Annotated in this window: 17 protein-coding genes and 2 pseudogenes; 8 read left to right on the top strand and 11 right to left on the bottom strand. The window is 59.5% G+C overall.

The genetic code is table 11. From position 1 onward, the window contains the following. Positions 1–369: 369 nt before the first annotated feature. Positions 370–906 (bottom strand): Crp/Fnr family transcriptional regulator, encoded by a 537-nt coding sequence (locus LB519_RS25015; RefSeq protein WP_411909262.1) that lies wholly within the window; start codon positions 904–906, stop codon positions 370–372. A 563-nt stretch (positions 907–1,469) separates the two neighbouring features. On the opposite strand from LB519_RS25015, the gene LB519_RS25010 reads away from it, so the two are divergent. Further along, positions 1,470–2,387, top strand: coding sequence for an NADP-dependent oxidoreductase (locus LB519_RS25010; protein ID WP_224621455.1), 918 nt, complete (start codon positions 1,470–1,472; stop codon positions 2,385–2,387). 331 nt (positions 2,388–2,718) lie between these two features. On the opposite strand, the gene LB519_RS25005 is transcribed toward LB519_RS25010, so the two are convergent. Beyond that, positions 2,719–3,780: an aromatic ring-hydroxylating oxygenase subunit alpha gene (locus LB519_RS25005; RefSeq protein ID WP_224621454.1), complete on the bottom strand. Its 1,062-nt coding sequence runs from the start codon at positions 3,778–3,780 to the stop codon at positions 2,719–2,721. A 1,053-nt stretch (positions 3,781–4,833) separates the two neighbouring features. Between LB519_RS25005 and LB519_RS25000 the strand changes: the two genes are divergently transcribed. The 3 genes from LB519_RS25000 to ampH (LB519_RS24990) are packed head-to-tail and all read left to right on the top strand — an operon-like array spanning position 4,834 to position 8,419. After that, positions 4,834–6,006 carry a M23 family metallopeptidase gene (locus LB519_RS25000; RefSeq protein ID WP_224621453.1) on the top strand — a complete coding sequence of 391 codons (1,173 nt, stop codon included), beginning with the start codon at positions 4,834–4,836 and terminating at the stop codon, positions 6,004–6,006. After that, on the top strand, positions 5,975–7,216 hold the full coding sequence (ampH, locus tag LB519_RS24995) for a D-alanyl-D-alanine-carboxypeptidase/endopeptidase AmpH (protein WP_224621452.1): 1,242 nt from the start codon (positions 5,975–5,977) through the stop codon (positions 7,214–7,216). Before LB519_RS25000 ends, ampH (LB519_RS24995) begins: the two co-directional genes overlap by 32 nt. A gap of 45 nt (positions 7,217–7,261) precedes the next feature. Continuing rightward, complete coding sequence (ampH, locus tag LB519_RS24990) at positions 7,262–8,419, top strand: D-alanyl-D-alanine-carboxypeptidase/endopeptidase AmpH (RefSeq protein ID WP_224621451.1); 1,158 nt, start codon at positions 7,262–7,264, stop codon at positions 8,417–8,419. A 27-nt stretch (positions 8,420–8,446) separates the two neighbouring features. On the opposite strand, the gene LB519_RS24985 is transcribed toward ampH (LB519_RS24990), so the two are convergent. Then, complete coding sequence (locus LB519_RS24985) at positions 8,447–10,162, bottom strand: ShlB/FhaC/HecB family hemolysin secretion/activation protein (RefSeq protein ID WP_224621450.1); 1,716 nt, start codon at positions 10,160–10,162, stop codon at positions 8,447–8,449. Positions 10,163–10,272: 110 nt separating this feature from the next. Next, positions 10,273–12,462 carry a serine hydrolase gene (locus LB519_RS24980; protein ID WP_224621449.1) on the bottom strand — a complete coding sequence of 730 codons (2,190 nt, stop codon included), beginning with the start codon at positions 12,460–12,462 and terminating at the stop codon, positions 10,273–10,275. Between the two features lie 343 nt (positions 12,463–12,805). Here LB519_RS24980 and LB519_RS24975 point away from each other — a divergent pair. Then, a pseudogene (locus LB519_RS24975) lies at positions 12,806–13,256 on the top strand (NADP-dependent phosphogluconate dehydrogenase); the annotation flags it as partial. 758 nt (positions 13,257–14,014) lie between these two features. Here LB519_RS24975 and LB519_RS24970 read toward each other — a convergent pair. Both LB519_RS24970 and LB519_RS24965 read right to left on the bottom strand, forming a co-directional pair. Continuing rightward, the gene (locus LB519_RS24970; protein ID WP_224621448.1) at positions 14,015–14,278 is read right to left on the bottom strand and encodes a hypothetical protein; all 264 of its coding nucleotides are present in this window, start codon (positions 14,276–14,278) and stop codon (positions 14,015–14,017) included. Between the two features lie 374 nt (positions 14,279–14,652). Next, on the bottom strand, positions 14,653–14,955 hold the full coding sequence (locus tag LB519_RS24965) for a hypothetical protein (RefSeq protein ID WP_224621447.1): 303 nt from the start codon (positions 14,953–14,955) through the stop codon (positions 14,653–14,655). A gap of 192 nt (positions 14,956–15,147) precedes the next feature. On the opposite strand from LB519_RS24965, the gene LB519_RS24960 reads away from it, so the two are divergent. Next, complete coding sequence (locus LB519_RS24960; RefSeq protein ID WP_224621446.1) at positions 15,148–15,579, top strand: hypothetical protein; 432 nt, start codon at positions 15,148–15,150, stop codon at positions 15,577–15,579. A gap of 282 nt (positions 15,580–15,861) precedes the next feature. Here the strand turns inward: LB519_RS24960 and LB519_RS24955 are convergent, their stop codons facing one another. The 5 genes and pseudogenes from LB519_RS24955 to LB519_RS24935 all read right to left on the bottom strand — a co-directional run bounded on the left by LB519_RS24955 (position 15,862) and on the right by LB519_RS24935 (position 19,471). Next, positions 15,862–16,359, bottom strand: a complete 498-nt coding sequence (locus LB519_RS24955; protein ID WP_224621445.1) for a metallophosphoesterase family protein — start codon at positions 16,357–16,359, stop codon at positions 15,862–15,864. Between the two features lie 39 nt (positions 16,360–16,398). Further along, positions 16,399–16,575 carry a hypothetical protein gene (locus LB519_RS24950; protein WP_224621444.1) on the bottom strand — a complete coding sequence of 59 codons (177 nt, stop codon included), beginning with the start codon at positions 16,573–16,575 and terminating at the stop codon, positions 16,399–16,401. Between the two features lie 223 nt (positions 16,576–16,798). Beyond that, positions 16,799–17,146 carry a hypothetical protein gene (locus LB519_RS24945; protein WP_224621443.1) on the bottom strand — a complete coding sequence of 116 codons (348 nt, stop codon included), beginning with the start codon at positions 17,144–17,146 and terminating at the stop codon, positions 16,799–16,801. A 672-nt stretch (positions 17,147–17,818) separates the two neighbouring features. Beyond that, positions 17,819–18,194 (bottom strand): annotated as a pseudogene (locus LB519_RS24940) (GMC family oxidoreductase). A gap of 719 nt (positions 18,195–18,913) precedes the next feature. Further along, positions 18,914–19,471 (bottom strand): FAD-dependent oxidoreductase, encoded by a 558-nt coding sequence (locus LB519_RS24935; RefSeq protein WP_224621442.1) that lies wholly within the window; start codon positions 19,469–19,471, stop codon positions 18,914–18,916. Between the two features lie 566 nt (positions 19,472–20,037). On the opposite strand from LB519_RS24935, the gene LB519_RS24930 reads away from it, so the two are divergent. Further along, on the top strand, positions 20,038–20,346 hold the full coding sequence (locus tag LB519_RS24930) for a hypothetical protein (RefSeq protein ID WP_224621441.1): 309 nt from the start codon (positions 20,038–20,040) through the stop codon (positions 20,344–20,346). Between the two features lie 730 nt (positions 20,347–21,076). Continuing rightward, positions 21,077–21,976 (top strand): SIR2 family NAD-dependent protein deacylase, encoded by a 900-nt coding sequence (locus tag LB519_RS24925; RefSeq protein WP_224621440.1) that lies wholly within the window; start codon positions 21,077–21,079, stop codon positions 21,974–21,976. The last annotated feature ends 652 nt before the right edge of the window (positions 21,977–22,628 follow it).

Raw genomic sequence — 22,628 nt, 5'->3', positions numbered from 1 at the left:
CCGGCTGAAATGTCTGTCCCACGACCCTGGAGGAACATGTGTCCGCAGTCGAAGTTCGGAATGCGCTTGGTAAGGAAATCTCCTTGAAACAGCCGAGCAAGGCCCGCCACTGGCTCCGAGACTCGGTGGCGGGCCACCCGCGATCAATCTTTTCGCAGGACTGGAACCTGTTTCTGAAATTACAGTTGGGTTTGCAGCTTGGTGAAATTCCCTCCTCAAGTCCAAGCTCTGTAAGGCCCGCCGCTGTAGTTGTGTCCTCAGCGGCGGGCTACTTCGTCAGGCGCTGCACGGTCGCCTTGGCCAATGCCTGCCTTCATGGATCGGCTCCGAGCCATAGTAGCCTGTCACCCTATTCCCTCAGACGGCCGATCAGTGGATGTGTCCCACTAGGCGTGCGTACTCGGCTTCGGGCTTGCCATAAGATCCATTTGCCATCTTGATGAGACCAGCCCGGTCACGGATGATGACCTCACCGCGGTCGGACCGGATCAGCCCGCGCCCCTCCAGTGTCTGTAGCGCGACCGTGACGCCCGGCCTTCTAGCTCCGAGTATCACTGACAGGAACTCATGAGTTATCGCCAGCCGCTCGCCGTCAACCCGATCGCTACACATCACCAGCCATCTCGCCAGGCGATTCTCCAGTTTTAAACGTGCATTGATGAGCCCGGTGAAGCTGGCCTGGAGGTGAAAGTAATGGACGTAGCGCAGCAGAAAAGCCCGCAGCGTCGGGCTCTCTGAAAGTACCGAGGTGAACGGGACAACGTCGATGCTAAAAACCTCGGCATCCAACTGAATGTAGCAATTATGCGCTGGCCGATCGTCGCCCATAACGAGCGCAGAGCCGGTCATACCTTCGAAGCCGATAATTCCGACTTCCGCGTCAACGTCTGTTCGAAGCTTCGCCACTTATCAGCGGAACCTTATTGCTCATCCTCAGTTCTTGGCGGCAGCGCCCGCACGCTGCTGGCCAAGGAAAGGCAACCCTTGGCCGGGCCCGCATCGGTCCTCACCCAAGCGGTGCGGGCCCCCTGTCGGTGCTGCCGAGCCCGCCTTCAGACCCTTGGGCGTATCTGTCGAACAGTTCCACCTTTTTTTGAATAAGGAAGGCGGTGTAAGCGCAGGCAACCTTCGCACCGATAGTGGGCGGTAACGATGACCGACGCCCTGGCTTTGTGAACTCGTTTCACATCCGGGCATTTGAGTGTCATCTCAACCGAAGATAGTTTCTGGGAGAGCGGCATCAGGTCGCGTATCTCAAACTTCCGACGCCAGAAGCACCGTTATCCCCACCACCGTCGACCTTGTCGGACGTGTGAAGACCTTGAAGCGAGAGGACAAGCTACGCCACGCGACTTTGCGGGCGATCAGTGAGGCGAAATCGTGATGTTGCGAACGCCAATGAAGTATCGAAAAGACCTTCCGCGCCTGCAATTACCTCGAACCATCAAATCACTGAGGAGACAATACCCATGAAAGCGATCGTAGTGACGGACCAGGCCGCAGGGACGGCCGGGATGAAGTTGGTGCAGCGGCCCGAGCCGCAGGCGGCAATAAACGACGTCGTCGTTGAGGTTCATGCGGCGGGGTTCGTCAACACCGAACTCGAGTGGCCTTCGACCTGGGCCGATCGAGCCTTCCGTGACCGGACGCCGTCGATCCTCGGCCATGAGCTGGCCGGAGTGGTCACTGCACTGGGTTACGGCACGACGGGGCTTTCGGTCGGGCAGCGGGTGTTCGGCCTTGCGGATTGGCATCGCGAGGGTACGCTCGCAGAATATGTAGCCATGGAGGCACGCAACCTCGCGCCATTGCCGGGCGATGTCGACTTCACGGTGGGCGCGAGCCTGCCGATCTCGGGCCTGACCGCGTGGCAGGGGCTGTTCCAGCATGGCCGCCTTCAGGTGGGGCAGAGCGTTCTCGCGCATGGCGCGGCCGGTGCCGTCGGTTCGATGGTCGCGCAGCTTGCGAGGGAGGCCGGAGCCTACGTCATCGGCACCGGACGCGCCGCCGACCGCCAGAAGGCGCTCGACTTCGGCGCAAATGAATTCGTCGACCTCGGGAACGACACCCTGGAAGACGTCGGCAATGTCGATCTGGTATTCGATGTCATCGGCAGCGATATTCAGAAACGGTCCGCAACGCTGATCCGAGCCGGGGGTACGCTGGTGACGGTCGTCGGACCGACCGAGGCGCGGCCATCTGATGGCCTAGCGATCGACTTCGTTGTCGAGTCCGATCGTGCCCAGCTGAGCGAGATCGTCCAGCGGGTGCGGGACGGGCGACTGCGGACGAATATTGGCAAAGTCTCGACCCTCGATGATGCCGTTGCGATCTTCAACTCGACCGAGCGGCGTGCGGGAAAGACGGTTATCCGTATTCGTCCGTGAGGACTCGGGGGGAGCGAGAGCAGTTCCTCTCTCCTCGACTAAGATAAGGTCGGCATTGTAACGGCAGGTTCCTGCGCTCGCAGGCGAAAAGCCGAAAGTCCGCTCCCGACTCCCGTGCCAGCCGTCAAGAGTCCGGCCGGTAAGAGCGCCCGCTGAACTTGGTCGTCAAAGCCGCGTTCCGCCGATCTGCTCTCCGCAACGAGCGAGCTCCGATTGCCGCGACGCTCGTAAATCGTCTTACCGTGCCCGCCCTATACCCTCGACTGGCCGGGGGCTCTCGCGCCGGCGCCGCGCTGGAGCAGTATCTAGCGGACAAGGACGCCAGGGGCGGTCAAAGCCCCAGTGCCGCAGCGACCCGTTCCTGGAAATACTGCACTCCCCGCTCATGCCGCCCCGAGAGCGGGCCGGAGCTATAGGCCCTTGCGGCATAGTTGTGATGCGTATCGGCGCAGATGGCGTAGTCCTCGCGTACCACGGCCAGAGTGCCTTGCACAGATTTCGCCCTGCTCTCGGATGCTTTTGCAGCGGTATCGGCAAAGAAGAAATGGTAATGCTGGTCGGTGTGATGCGGTGAGGTCGGGTTGATCCGGCTAACGTTCATGCCCCCATCGAAAAGCGACAGCGTCCAGTTCGGCCACATCCAAAGCCATTTGCCGCGATAGAACAGACCGTCTTTCGGCGGTGCGGTCATCCGGACATAACCGGGATGGGCGGTGGTCTGGAACGCTTCGAAGTCGATGGCAGCGTAGAACGAGGGATGCGTTCCAGGGATGTGGTAGCCTTCGACGAAATTGTCGGTGTAGATCTTCCAGTTCGCCGCAAAACTGACAGTGGCCTGATCGGTGGCGGCATAGGTCTCCAACGGCTCGTCCGCCAGTTCGGCGGGCAGAGAGCCAAGTTGATCCAGAAGACTTTCCTTCGGGTCGAGTGCCGCGAAGAGCAGCCCACGCCATTCGGACAACTGCACCGTCTCCAGCGGCCAGTCCTCGGCGATGATCGCGGGATCCTTGCCATACCATGGGGCCTGCACCAGCCGTCCGGTGTCGGCAAAGGACCATTTGTGATAGGGACAAACGATCAACCCACATTTGCCCGCGCCATCGGCCAGAAGTTTCGCCCCCCGGTGGCGGCAGACGTTCTTAAATCCACGCAAGGTCCCGTCCCGGCCCCGGATGGCGAAGATCGGCGTGCCGGCAATGTCGATGGCAAGGTATTGACCGGACATCGCGACCGAGGCGACAGGCCCCATGAACTGCCAGGTGTGCGCGAAGATGTTGCACCGTTCCTGCTGCCAGATATCATCGCGGACATAAAGCGACGGGTCCAAGTTCAGGTATTGCACAGGTGGAGTGTCGAGTGGCGGGTGGTCGGGCCGCAAGGGGTCTGGCGTCATAGGCTAACCTCCAGTTGCGGCGATCCTGTCGTAAGCGGGGCGGCATCGCAAGAGAATTGGCTCTGCTGCGCACAGCCTGTAAGCCAGCGTGCAATTTTGCTCTAATGCAGATTTGCTGGAGTGGCGGTCGTTTCCAATTCGCCGACCTAGTTGTCGACCGCGATCATCACGTCGGATGCCTTAACCGCAGCACAGGTTCCAGGCCGACTTCGAGGCCAGTTCGTCGTCCGCCTGATGAACGGCGGGTATCAGAATAGTGCCGTTCGCTCGCGAACGACGGGGGATGGAGTCGTGAGCTGACAAGAGAAACTTTGCCCGAGGACGCGTGTCAGCGAGCGTACGGTGCATCTAACCCGGTATCCAAGATCGAGCAGCTGCAAGATACAGCACATACCGAGGAAGCCGGAACCTCCCGTAACCAGCACTTGTTGGGATTGGGTACGACGTTTCAGAGGTTTGATCATCGGCATCTGAAGTTGCGGTATTTCCATCGCAGTTTGAGCACTGATTCGATAGCCGACCACGCCCTTTCCCGATAGCTTGGTCCTCTCCCCGGAAAAGCACAATCTCACACAGCTGGAAGACATGCTGCCCGACGACTATGCAGTGTGGGTCAAACCACGCCAAAGTTCGGCTTGAAAATCGACGGCGGGCGGAACCGATCTTATGTCGATGAATAGGTCAAACCCTCGTTTTTCGAATAGATGCCTAACGCTGACAAACACCACGCCTACGGCGCGATCGACCCAAAGGTGCAGCCGGTAGGGAATGATGCGGACGAGCCCGGTGGGATGATCGGTCAGGACGGCCAAGGGTCGCGCCGCGCCACCGGCAACAACCCTAGAGCCACATTGCGACTGGTGCCGACATCTTTGTTGCGGAGGCCTAGGCAGCTTTATTCCCGTAAACCAGACATGCCAACGATAACACTTGAGGCCGCGGTTGCGCCAGGTTCGGCGAATCTTCCATGTGCCGCACGCCACCTTGGCTCCCGGCCTTCATTGTCGTACCCTCGCGTCGCAAAGTCAGCGTGTGCAGAGGAGGCGCGTTCGAATGCGGGTTCCAATTTGGCTCCTTTCGACCTTTGTGCTGTTGTTGGCAACATTTCCATCCGGGGTGCACGCTGCCGGCGACAATCCGAAGCTCACGCCACTCGTTGCGGAGATCATCGCTCCCCCACATGTGATTCCAGGCTCGGACGGCAGGCGTCACATCGTCTACGAACTGGCAGTGACGAATATCACTGGCGGCGATGTCCGTTTCGAGAAGCTCAAGGTCGTCGATGCCGACAGCGGAGCACCGCTTGCAGAACTCGGCCCGGATGAATTGCGCACGCGCGTCACGCCGGGCGCAAGCCGCGGCAACGAAAACCGCGAGTTGGCCGCCTATCAGTTCGCCGTCATCTTTCTGCATGTCGTGCTTGCGGACGGCGCGGCGGTCCCGGCTCGCATTACCCACGAGATCACGGCGTTTTTCGCGGTCATCGGCGCCGACATGACGGTGACGATTGGCGAGGGTGCCGTCGTTGCGAAGGCGCCGGTGGCTCTTGGCCCGCCTTTGCGCGGCAAGGGTTATGTCGCGGCTGACGGCTGCTGCGATTCCATCCGCCATGTCCGCGCCCTGCTGTCGCTCGACGGCAAGTTCTACCTTGCCCAGCGTTTCGCTATCGACTGGGAGCAAATCGACGACAACAACACGCTGGTCGTGGGCGACCTTAAGGTTCCTGCGAACTACCACATCTATGGCAAGCCTATCCTTGCCGTTGCCGACGGCACCGTAGTGGGGACGCGCGACGACTTGCAGGACCAAGTGCCCGGTGCGCTGCCCGCCAACTTGCCGATTGACGAGGCCGACGGAAACTTCGTCGTGCTCGACATCGGCTCGGGCTTGTTCGTCAACTACGCCCACATGCGGCCGGGGAGCGTTAAGGTGAAGCTCGGAGACAAGGTGCAGCGCGGCGATCAGATTGGCGAAGTCGGCAATACCGGGAACAGTCAAGCGCCGCATTTGCACCTGCATGTGATGGACAGCGCTTCTCCGTTGGCCTCGGACGGCCTCCCCTACGTGTTCGACGGCTTTACCATCACCGCGGTCGGCGAGGCCACCCAGGATTTTGACAAGGCGGAAGCGACCGGATCGCCGATGACGCTTACGCCGCGCGTCCCGCCCCAGAAACTGGAAGACGTGCTGCCGCTTGACCTTTCTGTTGTTGACTGGCCACAGTGATCGCCTTGTAAAAGGCAGTGGACAGTCCGCCCTGATTTCCGAAATGGTGAGCTCGAAGCCGATGACCGCCACCCGCACAATACCCTTACGTCTTTTCCTTGCCGCTGCCGTCCTTACCTGCGCAAGTCCTGCAAACGCCGATCGGCTGCTGGACGAATCGGTCGAATTCACCGGTACATTCGCTTTTGTGAGTTCAGGCGCGCCGGGTCTGGTGATCGCCGGCGTTCGCAACGGCGAGACGGCGTTTGCCGGTTTCGGCGAAACGGTCCGCGGATCCGGCATAGAGCCGAATGCCGACACAATGATGCGAGTGGCATCCATTTCGAAGGCATTTTGCGGAGACGCTCTCGCCAGTTTGTTGGTAAAAGGAGAGATCGGCCTGACTGACCCTGTTCAGACGCACCTGCCTGACGGTTTCGTGGTGCCGGAGAAGGATGGGCGGACCCTAAGGATCATCGACCTCGCGACACAGACATCCGGCCTGCCGCGCGAGATGGCGCAGGCAGGTGGAACACCCAACGATCCCTACGCCGGCCACACAAAGGAAGCGATGATCGCAGCCATGCACGGGGAGCCGTTTCTGTTTCCTCCCGGAACTGGCGCGCTCTATTCGAACCTGGGCTTCGACCTCCTGGGACTGGCGATCAGCGGAGCGGCTGGCAAGCCGTACGCTACCGTCTTGGAGGAGCGCGTGTTGCGGCCACGCGGCATGGTGGACACGGTCTTCAATCCGCGACCTGGTGACGAGGGCCGGCTGATGCAGGGGCACAATTTCGACGGCACGCCGCTTCCCTTCGTGCCGACACCGATGACGATGGAATGCGCCTCGGGGCTTTATACGACGCCCAACGATATGCTGAAGTGGATCGCCTGGCACTTGGCTCAAGGCGGCTCAGAGGACGATGCACGCCGCATTATCGACCACGCCAGCCTAGTCAGGAGGGATGGGCTCTCTCCGGCGCTGGGCCTCGACGACGGTGGCGCGCCGATGGATGCGATGGCACTCGGTTGGGTTGTGGTAGAGGCCGACGGCAACCGTCCGCTGGTGCTTCACAAATCCGGAGGGCGACAAGGCATGTTTACATATGTTGCCATCGCGCCGACGCGCGGCGTCGGCGTCTTCGCGGCGATCAACCAGTTCAGCGCCGGGGGCTTTGAAGCAATGGTGCACGCAGTAAACGAACTGGTCTATCAGCTCGCACCCCGCTGACTGCGCTCTCGTCTCACAATCAGATTTCTCGTCGAGGACATTCCAATGACCGGTTCAGGCCACAGGCGCTTGCTCATCCTCTGCTTCACGGCAGCCTGCGTCCTTGCGGCTCCTCACGTCGCCGCCGCCAAAGATCGTCTGCTTGAGGAAGCCGTGGGATTTGCCGGCGGCATCGCCTTCCTGGGCTCGGGCGCTCCTGGCCTCGTGATCGCCGCGGTTCGCAACGGCGAGACGGCCTTCGCTGGCTTCGGCGAAATCCGCAAGGGCTCGGGGCAGGTGCCCGACGAACATACGCTGATGCGGATAGCCTCGATCTCCAAGACCTTCTGCGGCGATCTGATGGGCTCGATGATTGTGGATGGCGTCATCGGCGCGACCGATCCCCTTGCCAAACACCTCGGGAAGGACTGGACCGTGCCTGCGCGCGAAGGACGAACGCCGAGGCTCATCGATCTGGTGACGCAGGCATCCGGCCTGCCGCGCGAGGTACCGAACCAGACAGGCGGCACGCCGGACGACCCGTTCGCCGGCAATACCTTCGACCTCAGCCGCGCTGAGCTTGCGAAGCCAGAACCCTATCTTTTCCCTCCGGGCACGGGTGCCTTTTACTCGAACTGGGGTTACGATCTGCTCGGCCTCGCGCTCGCCAATGCCGGTGGCAAGTCCTACGGCGATCTGCTGGCCGAGCGGGTGCTCACGCCCCGCCAACTGACCGACACCAAGCTCAACCTGGCGGAAGGTGATGCGGCGCGGACCATGCAGGGCCATTTCTTCGACGGCACACCGTTGCCCCTCGTTCCTTCGCCGGAAACGATCGGATGCGCGGGCGGGCTCTACACCTCCGCCGCCGACATGATGAAGTTCATGGCCTGGCACCTTGGCAAGGATGCGCCCGGCGATGCGGAGCGTACCGTCGACCATGCGGGCTGGCTCTGGCGCGACGGTCTCTCGCCGGTAATCGGCATCGACGATGCGGGGCCGATGGGAATGATGACGCTTGGCTGGGTCGGAGTTCTGGCCGACAAGGACAAGCCCATGATGCTCAACAAGACCGGCGGATTGCAGGGGCAGTTCAGTTATGTGGTGTTGGCGCCAACGCGCGGTGTCGGTGTCTTCGCCTCGATCAATCAGTTCAGTGTCGGCGGGTTCAAGGCGATGGTCGCAGCAACGAATGATCTCGTCGCGCAACTTGCGCCAAGATAAGGGCAGTTCAGGCGGGAGCTACGCCACCTAATACGAGCTGATTAGCTGGAACAAAAAACGCGTGCCGGTATCAGTCAGACCTTGGTTATCTCTGAACGGTACCGCAACAAGCGCCCTTGCATTGAGGTGTTGCCCGAATGCAGCCTTCGCACCTATTCCGGCCGAGCCGAGTTCCGCCTCGATGTAATCCACGCCCGTATCGTGGTTCCAGACCGCACCGTAATCGACATAAGCAAACACGTTCAGATTTGGGATCGGCAAAGCCTCCGGGAGTTCGATGTTGCGTCCCAATTCCAGCGAGGCCGCTATCCCGCTATCGCCTGAAGCGGCCGAGCCATCGAAAGCCAGGCCATAGGGATCGCCGCCGAGCACCAACTGGACCGACGATGGCACCGCCGTCGGCGCATATTGCGCAGCCACTCTGAGGTGGGCGACGGCCAGCGAAGCGATCTCCTTGGTAAGGTCGAGGTCGCCCCGAAAATACCTGTAGTCATCAGGAACGCCTGGACGCGGTGCAAGCGGATCGGTGCTGCTGCTCGCGCCAAGGCCGTCGAGGCCTTGGCCGAAAGTACCTGTCAGCGTGATGGCGCCGTTTTCCAACTCACCGGTATACTTAAGGGAGGCCGCCAGCCATCGGAGGTCCTCATCCGTCTGCGTTTCGCCGCCCAACGCCAGCGAGTTGTCCTTGAAGTTCAATTCAAGGCGGCTAAACAGGCTGTGGTCAATTGTCCGCAGCAGTGGGTAGTTGACATACGCGCTGCCGAACCTAGAGCCTATGTCGAGATCGAGAGGCTTGAGGTCGGCGCCAGGCTGGGAAGAGACGTAACCGATGCTGTATCCTACATGCAGTCCGTCATACCCGATCGGGACATCGTGCGAAGCCAGCACGAACTTCAACTCCTCGGGACTGTCCGGAATGGTCACCAGGGCGATGTTCGCCACATCGAACAGCCTAAGCGCATCGTTGAAGGTGCCGGTGCCGGTCAGCTGAAATGGGCCGACGGCATTGCTGCCGAGATTGTCGACTATTGCGTTTGCGCCGGCCCGCTTGAAGCCAATGTCGAGTTTCAGGTCACCGCCGGCGGAGGGCGTTTCGGGCCGAATGAAAGTGCCTTCGATGGTCAGGCCGCCAAGATCGCTCATCAGCAACAGCACGCGCTCGGCCTCCTTGATCCGGATTGGCCGCATGGCGACGATGCGATCGATGTAAGGTTTCAAACGCCGCTCAATATCAGGGATGGCGCTGTTGATGGTGACCCGGCGCACATAGGATTCGTAGAGAACGATGACGACGTTGCCGGATGAAAAGTCCTGCTCGGGAACGACGGCCCACGAGAAATATCCGGCCTTCTGGTAGATCTCGTCGATCCGCTCGGCGATGGCGTAAAGGTCGGCGGCGCTTATCTTTTTGTTCAGCTGCGCGGCCCACGCTTGCTCCAGCGTAGCGCTAGGCACCGTCACCGCGCCTCGAACGGTTATCGACCTCAAGGTAAACATTGCTTTTTCGGCTTGTTCCGAGGTCGTTGCCTTGCGTGCATCCGGAACTGACAGGTCAATCGTGCCGGGCTTCCTCGGAGCGGAATAGCGTCGGATGATCTCGTTCTGATCCGAAACCACCGAATCGATCTGCTCGGGGATCGTCTGGCTAAGGCTCGGTCCGACCGTGAAGGCACTGGTTGCAAGACAGATGGACACGCGACGTACTGCGTCGAACCACTGGGACAGCGCCTTGCGAAGAGGCATCAATCAAACTCGCTGACATATCGTGGCAGGGAAAATCAACGGTTATTCGAAACTTGGTTTAGCAAATTAGCAAATATGTTGGGGCCCGTCATCCCGCGATAGCACACCCGTCAGTGCCCCAACAAAGCGCAGACCGCCTGAGCCTGAACCTCCCGCAAGCGGTCGATCAAAGCGCCAGCCGGCTCAGCGATGTTCAGCGTGGTGGTGACCGAGCGCGTTCCGTCGGCGGTTGACGCCGCCCACTGCGTGTAACCCGGGAAACTGCCGGTGTGGCCATAAACGACACCGCACGGCGTGGTGTAGCGGAACAGTCCGAGACCGGCCTCGTTCGTCCCGGGTCCGGGCGGACTGGAATTGCCGGCCACGAACTTCATCTGTTCAATCTGCTCGGCAGCGCCGAAGAACTTCAGTCCGAGATCTGCCCGTATGAACATCGACAAATCATCAGGCGTCGACACGATCGCGCCCGACGCCCACGCACCGCTCGGGCTGACGAAGGTCGTGACGTCTTTCGGCTCGGATCCGGACGCGACGACATAGCCGTGGATGGCGGGCGCAGGCAGCGCGATGTCGCGCGTCGGGAAACTCGTCCGGGCGAGGGCGGCAGGACCAAACGCGATGTTCTTCAGCAGCGTCCCGTAGGGCATTCCTGTGACCGCCTCGGCGATCAGCCCGACGACGACGTTGTCCGTGTTGGAGTAGGTATACTGGGTGCCAGGCGTAAACTCGAGCGGGTCGTTGCGGACCCAGCCGATGATCTCAATGGGCTGCACGTAGCCTTGAGGATTTGTCGCGACCTGCTCGGCCAAGCCCTTGGACTGCAAGTAGTCGGGCAGGCCGCTGGTGTGGTTCAGCATCTGGCGGATCGTGACGGCCGACCATGCCGTCGGCAGATCAGGCAGGTGCTGGCCGATGGTGTCGTCGAGGCCGAGCCGGCCCTTCTGGACGAGGTGCAGGGCAATGGCGCCGTTGAATGCTTTTGAAATGCTGGCGATGCGCATATATTGGTCGGCCCCCAGCGCCTCACCCGATATGACATCGGCGCGCCCCGCTGTGAGTACGGTCATGCGACCGTCGCGGTAGAGCGTGGCGATCGCGCCGGGAGGTCCATCATCTGCATCGAGGAGATCCTGTAGGCCGGCCTGTACCTTTGCATCGGCCGTTCTCAACTGAACCGCGGTTAAGCCGGTCGAGCGTGCCGGGCCTTCGCTATCAGGATGTTTTACATAGAGATCCGGATTCATCTCTTCAGAAGACACGATGACTTCGTCATTGACGCCCGAGTCAATATAATCATCGGTAATTGAAAAGCCTGCCAGAAGCTGTTTGTCCGTGAGAGGATACCAGGAGCCGAGTTCGTGCGAGTAGGCGGCAATGGCCAGCAGCGCCAGTTCACGATTGCTATACAGGTCGACTTCATAATCTTCGACCAATTTGCCATCCGAATATTTCTTATATCCATCAATATAAGGATCGCGGGAATTGTTTCCTCTGTACTTATCCACAATGTCGCCGACGGTGACCTTAGACTTGTTTCCGTGGAAATAGATCTTGCGGAGGAGAAAACCCCAAGCAGCTACCCCATACTCCGGGGTTTCATAAATGGCAGTTTGGTTGCCGTACCGGTCTGGCAGAGTGCAACCCACATATCCTCTCATGCTGTCTCGCTGCCATTTCGAGATGTTTATGGCGCCGGGATTGTTTGTTCGAAGGGCCCTCCGAGTAAGCGCATTTGAGGAACTATAGTCAGCGTCCGGCAGGCTGCTAAAGAAATTGCCGATCCCGACCAGGCTTCTGAAGTTGAATTCAGTACCTTCAGGATATTTCGCATCGTCGCGAAATGGCGGGGCTAGACTGCGCGCCTTGTTCGCTTCCCAAAACGGCAGCCCGAGTGCACTACCGGTCTGCATCCCCACTGTGCCGTCAACGGGCATTCCATATGTGCTCTGGAAGGACTTCACAGCGCTTGCTGTCTGCGAACCAAACACTCCATCAATCGCTGAGGCGTAAACAGATTTGTCCGTGAGTACGCTCTGTAGAAGCGCAACCCTACGATCAAGAACGTTGCTTCTAGTTTGCTGAAAGACCGGACCGACGGGTTGACGCTTGTCGCTGATGCTGAAGTTGCTGACCCATTCGCTCGACTCGGAATAATCGTCAGGTGCTCCGCAGTTCAGGGGATTCGCTGCGCTAACTTCATCCGGGCTTTCAAAAGCGAAGGCGGGACCGTCAGGCAAGAGGGCCAGGAGCGCAATGGCAAGCCAACCGCCCGTCCCCGGCCTGAAACAACCGCCTATCATTTGGCGACTTCACCGCATGCGTTGACTGCATCGGTCTTCGACATGCATCCTCCGATCTTCGGCGAATGTCAGTTCGCCTCCTTAACCGACCTTCTCGTCTCCCGAGCACTTTTTCCATATCATCCAAAGAGTGGATGACGGAAGGTGAACTCGATTCTGATCTGGCGAATCTTTGTCAGAAACGTCCGCTATGGCCGCGGCAGCCTGCAACTTCAGCGCCGAGAGCATGCGAGCGCACCATCCACCCGGACACTCAGCTCTCTCCCATCCTTTCAACTCCCAGCCACAAAGGTCTCCAGCAGCAGAGTGCGGTAGTTGGCGCAGCGATGGTCGGTCAGGTTCTGAGGGGGCGGTGGCGGCGCGCGTGCTGTCGTCGATCAAGGACGAGCGGCTGGTCGCCGAAAAGTCCTATGGCGGCGGCGTGGGCAAAATCTCCGGCGACAGGGACGCCCTGTTCGGGGGTCTCGAGTTGGCGCTTTGCCGGCACGATCGCCGCCTATGCCCAAGGCTTCGCGGTGATGAGCGGCGCGTCGAAAAAATTCAACTGGAACCTGCCGATGCCGGTCATCGCCGAGATCTGGCGGGCCGGCTGCATCATCTGTTCGCAACTGCTGGATTCGATGGCGGAAGCATTCTGCACTGGGGGCGCAGCCACCAACCTGTTGATGGCGTCGGCATTCGTTTCCTTGATGCAGGAGGCACACCCGTCGCTTCGGCGTGTCGTGGCAAGGGCGGCCGAAGTCGGCTCGCCGGTGCCGGCGCTGTCGTCGGCGCTTGCCTGTTTCGACAGCTATCCGTTTTGTCTCTGAGCCACCGAAGCGGCCGTTCAAACGAATAGGGTCCGACCGTCGCGCAGCACATGACATAAAAAAGCCCGCCGGCCGCCAGGCCAGCGGGCAGTTCTCATGGGGAAAGCACTGAATGGGAACAGTGCAACGGCCGAAGTTTGACAGCGCGATTTTGTTCCACCGTCCGTGATCAGCTTCGCGCCATTTGGTAAAAACCGTACAGCAACCCTTTCCGGTCTGTTCGACTTCATGTGGGATGGCTGGGCAGAGTTGGCCCGTTCTGGTGCTGGCTCCCGTCTCGATCTGATATGCAAGGTCTGCGATGCCAAGGGCAACCAAATCCAGCAATTCAGGGTAGCGTTACGGGTTCCTGAGAACCGGGACGTGATGCTTTACAGGCCAACCTGCCATTGAAAAGGGAGCAGTAACGGGCCTTCCGGTGTTATGCTCGGCCAGGGAAACCGGGCGCAATCCAAACTTAATTTTCGGATCCATGTTGCAGCGGGTCCGCCCCTCTGGCGGGCAGAGGCGGACCCGGCCCAGGCTTGGGGCCTCGGCCCGGCAGCGGGGACGCTGCCGCCGTTTCCAACCTGCCTCGACATATCAGGCTCCGCTAATGCACAAAAAGCCCGCCACCTTTCAGCAGCGGGCCTTCCAAAGCTGCAATTCTCTTGGAGGGCACCCGCGAGAGCCCTGCCCATTAGCCGGGTGATGCGGGACCACGTTAGGCGGCCCTCCGAGCTGCCGAAACGCTTCCTCGCAGTTCAGAGACCGAGGGTCTGACCCGTTTCCATTTGAAGGAAATCTGCCGACGAATTCCGCAACACCGAGTTCTGGAACGCGTCGATGGCAGAGCCGTGGGTGATATCGACCAGCACGGCCGCTGCGGCTTCAACCTTGTCGGCCGCTTCGTCTACCTTGTCGAAACGCATCAGCATTCGATCGTGGAGCATCGACAACCGCGTCGCGTGATAAAGCACGCTGCGTTTGTGATAGTCCGAGTCCAGCGGCTCAAACAGTATTGTCATTACGACTACTCCTCGCCGTTTTCATTGCCATAGGAGGTCATTTGATGACGCCCACGTAACGATACTGGTCTGGCGCTGCCGAGCCTCCATAACGCGCTGTTGGCTGGCCGAATCCTGCAGCACAGGGCAATTTGACCGCGACGCCATTTTCCCGGTCCGCTTCCTCCCTCGCGCGCGACGGCGACTTCTCGCTCGTTTGACGCTCAACCTTGCACGTCCAAGTTCGAAATCGAGACTTTCAGCCATTGTTCCGCTTCCTATTCGGTTGCGTCCCTTCGATAAAGTACGGCTGTTCTGTTTGGTTCCGGCCAGAAAGAGCAATCGCGACCCGGCTCCTAGATTATTTTACCAGGAACCAGGCCGAACGACTTATCTCAGTCGTCGTTGTCCTCGATGATCACGTGGCGCCGGTGATGGCGGCGTTCGATCGAGCCCGTGGTGACGACGACGTGATCGCGGCGATGGTGCTTGCGATGCCAATGGCGCTTGCCGTTGTCGTAAAAAGCTTCCGTGCCGTGACGGCGATGGTGAAGGCGAGCTCCATCCTCATTGATGACGGCAACGCGGTTGTTATGACGGTAATGCTTGTTCGTGGTGATGACGAGTGAGTCCGCCGAAGCCACGGCAGGGGCGGCCAGGCAAAGGGCCAGCGCGCCCAGAATCAGGGTGCTTCTCATTTTCAACTCTCCAAGGAATTAAGATGCCCTTCGGTCAATAAACATCGTTTGCGCGCTTTGGTTCCTGTCCTGAAGGTCAGCACGCAGTCATCGCGATCCATTGTCGGGTAAGGCCGCCTTATCAGCTCTTGTCAGCGCCTCGGTGCGCGATAATTTTTGTGGGGAAGGGACTTCAATCAAAAGGAGCCGACGATGGAACACCAAACTCTAAGCCAACTGCAGACAATTGCAGATGTAGAACCCCTGTCGACATACCCAATCATGACCAGACAACAGCGTATCGAGCGCTGGGCAGAGTTGCTGGAACAACATCCCGAGCGACGCCTGAGAGCGCTTACCGGCACTGAGTATCTGAGGCGGGAAGCTCGCGACGCAGCGCGCGGCGAGGGCTCGCCGATTACAGTGGCCTTCGAGGACCCGCTACTGCGTGCGTTGGGCCTGAAGGATGACACCTATGGGGAAGCAAAACGCTTCTTCGAACTGTCTGACGGGGAATTGCATGGTATCGTCTGCAGTTGCCATGTCGGAACCATGTTCAGAGGGCAGTGGGCTGCCGCTAGAGTCCGCCGGTCAATCGGAGGGAACAGGTTTCTTAAGTGGGTTAGAGAGAGAATGTGGCACTGAGGTCGCCAAGGACGGCGATTGAAGCTCGTTCCGAGATGAACGATTGGATGAACGATTGGCGCGCCAGCGCTCCGCCGTGGTGACGACGGGGCCGACGCCGGTCCCAAAGGTTGTGACGCCTGTCCCAAAGGTTGTGACGCCTGTGCAGACGGGTGGGGCGCTCCTCGGTCCCGCTTTACTGCAGTCCAGGCAAGGCTGCATACGCCTGGGCCGGGATTCTGGATTCTTCTTTGCGGCTAGCATCACCACGTGACGACGTCGATCGTTCGGCCATCTGTTGCGCTAACCTCGGCGGCGGCTGGCCTGAATGGCAGCAAAAGTCACTGGGCGAAAATCCCAGGCGTCAACGCCGACATCGTGCTGGCGCGTCATTGGCTTCAGCCGGCCATGAGAATGGCCGTGCAGGTTTATTGATTTCTTGCCGATCTGGTTCCAGGTGCGGAACGGGTAGTGGCAAAGAACCAAGAAACTGCCCTCGACAGTTAGCTCCTTGTAGTGTTGCACGCTAGCCCAAGCCGAAGCGCCGAGCGTTACCACGCCGTCGTTGTTGCCGATGATCAGGTGCTTGGTGCCGTGGAGACGGGACAGCAGCGAAGACACTGTCTCGGCAGATCCCTTGGCGAAGTCGCCGAGGTGCCAAACCTCGTCGCTTGGAGCAACAGTCTCGTTCCAAAGTTCAATCAGTGCTTGGTCATGCCCCGCCAATGAACTGAAGGGGCGGGGGGCAAGCCGCAGAATACGGGGATCGTTGAAATGCGTGTCGGAGGTGAAGAAGATCATGCGCCGCCGCTGGCTGAGACGAGTGATCGACGATCGCTTCTAAGTTCGGTTGCCGGAGCTCCTTTCGGGTCCATCATCGATCCTGATTTGGGCTTCCATGAGCATCTTGAGTGCCTCCTCCTTGGTGAGGCCGCACTTGCGAGCAAAGTAGAGGGCTTCGATCGCCTTTTCACGATCCGCCGTGGCTTCTGAGGGCTGTTTGGGCTTCTTACCCATCGTTCCCAATCACCTTTTGATGCCACCGAACCATCACCGTGGCGGGTTGTTCCCCCTCGGATCTGCTAACCTGCCGAGCGCCGCTGCCTGATGTCGGCCCTGGGTGTGTATAATTCCATGCCGGCGTGGGGAGGGACCGGCGGTGCGTTTTGTGGGCGAGCCAGTCTGAGGCTCTATAAGCGCCACGCCACCGAGCCGGCGGGGTAGAAGCATTGTCGTTGGTTCAAAGATCCGTTCTGGTCCGGCCTCGCTCAAAAACCGGAACGTCTTCATCATCTCCTTCGCTTTGTCCCGTAGGAATGTCTTCCGCGAAGCTGCGGGTCATCTCTTCGGTGTCGTTCAACCCGTCGACCGTTTCATTTGCGCCTGCGCCGTCGTCGTGGCGGCCCGTGATCTCGCTTCGAGGCTGCGCGCCGATGGGCTGTTCGATGTCGTCGGACCCCAAAACGCCCGGTCCCGCACCGTGTCTATCCTCGTGGCCTGCGATGCTCTCCAGTACGGCAGCATCCTCCTCGGGGATAGGTTTGTCATTGGCAAAGTCGCTCTTTTGCTTCCGGGTTATTATCGGCATGTTGTGAACTCCTACGCAGTGAATCGCACAACGTACGACTACGGCCGAAGTTGCTAGGCGGCCGCTTTGATTTTAAGGAACTCCGACTTCGGGCAAGCGGCCGCAAAATCGAGACAGCGGCGCAAGTGCTGAAATGGAACAATCAAGCGCGCAAGTGGGCACGATGGCGGATTTTGAACGAAGCACTCCTGTCCCCGCTATCGACTCCAGTCGGTAAGGCCTGCTCCGAGCCACGGTTCTTGCACGCTGCTTTGCAAAAGGCGCCAATCAAGGCCGAACGGAATCGAGTTGGTTCGGCCTAGCTGGTCGTTTCGTGGATAAGCGAGCCCCCCTTTTGGGCTGCGTTCGGAATAGCTCTACAGCCGCCAACAGGCTGCGCGGTGGCGTCGTGTTTCATCGCTTAATGGCACAGCGATGGCGAAGGTGGCGGAGCCTTAAGCACCAGCTTACGAGTATGCGTGCCTCGCTGGCGAGCTTGCCCACATTCGCGCGAACTAAGACACGCTGCCGCGATACGCGTGCGGGCAGCAGATCGCCTGACACACAGGAAGCGGCCTCCGAATGTGATGAAGCAGCAAGAATTGGGGAGCCAGCTCAGGACGACGGTTATCGGCCCGGACCTGCTAGACGCAAGTCCCACCTGAGTACTCAGCGCGAGTTGGGCGCAGTCACTCAGCAGCTGCCGGTGTGATCATCACCGGCAAGCCTGTCGGCGAGACGGAGCCCAAGGGCCAAGATCGTCAAGGTGGGATTCGCCTGGCTGGATGTTGCCAGAACCGAGCCGCCTGCGATGTGCAGGTTCATCAGTCCATGAACTCGGCATTCAGCGTCAACAACCCCGTCCGTCGGGCTCAGACATTCGCGTGGTACCTAGGTGATGACCGTCCGTGGCGCCTGATTTGCCTGCCATTTCGATCACATGGCCAGGCTCAAATCCTGAAATGGTAGCTCCGATCTTCTCCAACTTCCAACCGAGCAGTCGATAGGCGCGCGCGATGCTTTGGAGATCGTTGCTCGTGGTTTTCCAATCGACGCGCAGCTTCGGCATACCCAATCGGTCGCGTTCGCTCACCAACGTCAGTCTGCTTGCGGGGTTCGGCTCCTGTTCCGAATGAAACTCAAGATTGACCACATTGGCGCGCGGCCCCAATACGATGGAGGGCAGCTTTCGCCGTGCGAAAGTTCTGTTCGCCATCCAGCGCAAACCGAAGCGCCCGAGGCGCACTGGCGAGGATACGACGTTCTGAACGTGCGCGAGCTTTTCGTCCAGCGTCATTGAATGTTGCAGCCGACCTCTGAGGTGTTTCGGGAGAAATGTCCTTTTCACGAGATACATCGCCGAGAGGATCGGGTCGTTGTGGCTGGGATCGGCTGGATCTGGGAGATGGGTGCGGAAGATCTGGTTGAGCAAGCAATGCTCCCGCTGCGCTCGCTCCGTGAGCGACAGCCGCCTTCGGCAGTAGATGCCGGCCGCGTCCCGCTCGTAGCCAAAAGCAACCGCCTGCTGGGCGTTCGGCAACTTTAGTGCTCCGACTGTGCCTCCCAGATGGGCCATATAGAAACGACCGAGCTGATCTCGGGCGTTGCCGATACCAGCTGGCATCACATCATTCGAGGCAAGTAGCAATCGGGTGGTCTCAAAGCCGCCGGCGGCTACAATGTAATGGCAAGCCGTGACCTCACGCTTTGTGCCCTTCAAGTCAACACAGTCGATGTGGTGGACGCAACGCCCGTTCGGCGCCAGGCGAATTCCCGTCGCCGCAGCGTTTAACCAGATGTGGATATGACGCGAAGTCCGCAGCAACCCGGAAAGCCGTTTCCACACGTTGGTTGGTCGACTAAACCGCTCCAGGCGGTCCTGAACAAATCGCCGTCGACGCCCTCGAATAGTTCAACGCGAGAACCAGGCAACGCGCTTGTTGGATCGTAGTCGTAAGACCCGACCTCGATCACCTCGTGCGCCCGACGGTAGTAGGGCAGCAGGGTTTCATAGGTGATCGGCCAGCCCGAATTGCACACCCATTCCCGCTTCTGGAAGTCGATGCTATCGAACGGCACGCAGCGGCCACCCCATGCTCGGCTCGATCCTCCCAGCGCTCGTATCCGGAAATTCTGGACAGGCGGGTGGACGAGGGGATCTGCGACGATGCCGTGGTAGAGCTCCTGCGATCTCTTGGTTTGCCACCTGCCTCCCGCTTCCAGAACGCAGACGCGTAGCTTTGCATTTTCGAGGGCCGCGGCAATGGCCAGGCCGACAGTGCCACCTCCGACAATGCAGATGTCGTAGGCAAGTCCGTCGTCCGCTGCGGTGAATTGAGCGATCAACGTTCACTCCGGATTTGTTCGATCCCCGAAGGCACGCTCCCACCCTTCGCGCCCGGCTTGGGCGAAGCAGGTAGCGCGCGAGGAGCAGTTGGCAACCACCCGATTGATCGCATTTCAAGCGCCGGCCCAAAAGAGGTGGCTTTGGTGACGAGGTCCTTGACGACTTCAAGGGGCCCGAACCGAAAGAGTTTTTGTTGCGACGGATCATCCTCACAGGGGCATGGTTATGGTGAAAGCTACTTCCACAGCCTGAGTTCGGATGTGGTATTCCGGTTCCATCCGCGAGATTTCCCGCCCATGGCTCGCCGACAGACGCTGTTGGCTCCGGCTGAAGCCTTGCCTCTGCCTTGCAAGGTTGCCATGGCGATCCGGAACCTCGAGGCATGTGGAGAGTTGTCCAGCAGCCCAGCGGAGATCCAAGCCATGGCGCCACCAGCTGCCAATTCCGGCGCCGCCGCGCAACCGAAACGCTCTGGCAAGCCTGCAATCGCATCGCCGGCACGTACAAGGCTTCCGGAGCAGGATTATCGATAGACGCGCTCCCAACGATATGAAGGACAATGGCCATGAACGTCGCCAACCTGCAATTGGAAGGTTTGCTTATGGCGGTCGCTGCGGTCAATAACGCCTTAGTCCGGAGGGGCCTTCTTTCAGTTGATGATATCGATATCGCTTTGAAAACCGCGGAGGCCTCGTTCACGGCCGATGAGCGCCTCTTCGAGGATATGTCGCCAGCCAACCGGGACGCAGTCTGTTTTCCTTTGCGGCTTTTGCGGTTGGCTAACACCAAACAGTTCGAAGCGGGTGTGCCCCCGTTTGCGGAGCTGGCCAGGCAAGTCGGCATAACCAAGCACCCCTACAACGATCAGATGTGAAGGGGAGGAAGACATGCAGGTGCAGGAAATCGTCGTGGTCAAGGTGGTCGAATTCCGGGGGGAGGCGGTGACCGCATACCGCGACAGGTCACGCACGAGTCGGCGTTGGCGCCCTGAGGAGTTGATAAGGAGTCGAAGACCATGCTGTTGCATGCCGCCACTTTCGGCGAGGCGGGACGCGACGAATGTAGGGCGATCAGCCGAGGACCTGTGGATAGACGCTCTGTAACGTGGTGAAGCCCCCATTGGCTGGGCCATCAGAGCGCGAGAACATCGCGGCGACATCGTTGCCACGATGGATTTTTCAGATCTGCAACGCTTTTCGGCAACCCTGGACGTGAGACCATTCCCGCGTTGAACCCGTAGCTCTGGCGAAGGCACCACATGGAATATTTTCGAGCACAAAGGAACATGTCAGCCTAGGAAGGTTTAGGCCGGAATGACAATCATCGCCGTCACGACAATGACTACCCTCTCGCCGTCTTCATTGGCCCGAAGCGACGCAGGCTCTCAGGAATTGCGCGACTGGAAAAAAGTTGCGGCAAGTGGCTGGCGGAGAACCGGATCGGCATGACCGGTAAGCCGAAACAGGAGCCGGTCGCTGGCAGCGAAAAATGCGGCCGCCATCGGCCGTGCGGTTTCAGAGGGTTGGCCGCATTCCAAGATGGATCGCACCCGAAACTACAAACACCTTTAGGGTCCTGCCTGGGTGGTCTCGAAAGACTTGGCCATGAATGATGACCCTGTAGATTCGCTCGCCAACGCAATTCACCACCGCAGCGCAATTCTGTTTGTTGGGGCAGGGGTGTCGATCAGTGTTGGACTCCCTTCTTGGGAGAAGCTGATAGAGCGAATGGCAAAGGAGCTCGGTGTCGACGACGAATTTTCCAAGCGACGCGATCGTTTTCAAACCCTGGCCGAGTACTATCGGATCAAGCATGGCAGCATCGGGCCACTTCGCAGTTGGATGGACCGAAATTGGTCCGTCCCCAAAGACCGGATCGAGAAATCCGAGTTGCATCGTCTCATCGTGAAGCTCGATTTCCCTGTCATCTACACAACTAATTATGACCGGAACCTAGAACTGGCTTATGAAATATACGGTCGGGACTACGTGAAAGTGGCCAATGCACGCGATGTAGCGCAGGCCCGCCAAGGCGTTACCCACATCGTCAAATTCCATGGTGATTTCGACGAGGATTCTTCCCTCGTCCTCACCGAAACGGACTACCTTGATCGTCTCTCCTTCAATTCTCCGCTGGACGTGCGTTTTCGCTCGGATGCACTCGGCAGCACGATCCTCTTCATTGGCTATAGCCTTTCCGACCCAAACATTCGGTTGTTGCTGCACCGTCTCTGGCAGACGTGGCATCGGTCCGGCTATGAGAAAGATCGCCCGCCGTCGTTCATCTTCATGACCAGCCGAAACCCTGTGGAGGAGGCCGTGCTTGGACGTTGGGGCATTTCGGTCGTCGTCGGCGAAATCGACGAGCCGCAGGCTGCTTTGGTGGACTTCCTCAGCCGGCTGGCGGAGATGGTTGGGGACGGAGCCGAGCCTGGAGAGACGACCCACGAGGGAACCGTCGTCAGACAAAGAGCGATTGAAACAGTCAGGTCCAGAGGCAGCTAGGCGGGGCTCTCAAGGGACGCCCTATGGCAGCGAACGTCGTTCCAGAGGCGATCATGGCCAGTTTGTGTGGCCAGTTTGAAATCGCATCCCATAGAGCATGCGATCTCCCAAGTGAGCTTTCAACTATTCTGGCGAACGCGCTGGAACATTCTCGCATCAACAAGCTTCGAAGGGGGCACTGTTCCCATTCAGTGTGTTTTCCCCCCTGTGAGACTGCCCGCCGCCGAAAGGTGGCGGGCTTTTTTGTTGGGACGCAACCTTGGACATTATAGCGACTTTGGCCGGACACGCGCGACGTCGCTTCCCATCATCGGTGCCTGAAGTTGGCGACAGCTTCGAAGTCCTCCCGATGCGATCGCAATTTTTGGGATAGATGTCGGTGTGGTGCCTGTCGGCGACCTGGACGCTGCCTTACCAGAACTGGCCTCCTCCGGTCCGAACCACGGCGCTGGAACCTGATGCAAAGATCGATGTTCGGTATGCAGCTTGGCCTGCACTGCCAAGCGGTCTGGTGCCGCCCGTCGCTGCTTGGTCCGTTCAGCGCGGGCTTTTGTGTGGTGATGACGCCACCGGCATTATTTGGCCAAGCTGGGAACCTGTGTCGCGAATCAAAGTTTGGGTGGCAGCTTGGCTTACAACCCCGGGCCAAGTG

It is taken from the genome of Mesorhizobium sp. AD1-1 (assembly GCF_020164655.1).
Lineage (GTDB): Bacteria > Pseudomonadota > Alphaproteobacteria > Rhizobiales > Rhizobiaceae > Mesorhizobium > Mesorhizobium ciceri.
Note: the sequence above shows the minus strand (reverse complement) of the source record. Positions and strands in the feature narration are given on the sequence as shown.